Below are 780 nucleotides of genomic sequence, written 5' to 3' on the forward strand. Positions count from 1 at the left end.
CCGCACTGGACGGGACGCCTTACCTGTCCGGCGGCGCGCCGGTTGATGGCTGGCGGCCTGTCAGCCTGCGCGGGGATAACCGCACCGGGCTGGGGCGGTGGAACGAGCAGGACATCGTGCGCTTTCTCGCCACCGGGCGCATGCGCTTGGCGCGGCCTTTGGCGGCATGACCGACGCCATCGCCCACGGCACCCAGCACCTGACGCCCACGGACCAGCTGGCCATCGCCCGCTTCCTCAAAACGCTTTCCCCCCAGACCCCGGCGGCGGAAGGGTGGCGATACGACCCCGCCGCGACAACGGCCCTGCGCGCGGGGGATGTGTCCGCCCGTGGCGCACGGCAGTATGTGGACAGTTGCGCCGCCTGCCACCGCACGGACGGGCGCGGCTACCCCACCACCTTCCCGCCGCTGGCGGGCAATCCGGTCGTGATGGATTCCACGCCGGATTCGCTTATCCGTATCGTGCTGGCGGGCAATATCCTGCGTGCGACACGCCAGACGCCCTCCGCCTTCGTCATGCCCGGATTCGCCGCGCGCATGGATAACGGCGCGGTGGCCGATACCGTCACCTTCATCCGCGCGGCATGGGGCAATAACGCGCCCCCCGTAACGGCGCAGGATGTGGACAAAATCCGGCGCACGCTTTCACCCGCGCATCCACCCCCTTCGCTACCCATGAACTGATTGTGAAGGCGGGCGCGCCCATCCCCTGATTGCCCCTGTGGCGCGGACGGGCATGAATTGGGGCGCGAGAGAAAAGGGGAGGGGACGAAAATGGC

1 pseudogene is annotated in these 780 nt (G+C 69.0%); it reads left to right on the plus strand.

From position 1 onward, the window contains the following. A pseudogene (locus JCM25156_RS26325) lies at positions 1-685 on the plus strand (c-type cytochrome); the annotation flags it as partial. Between the last annotated feature and the right edge of the window lie 95 nt (positions 686-780).

It is taken from the genome of Komagataeibacter kakiaceti JCM 25156 (assembly GCF_000613305.1).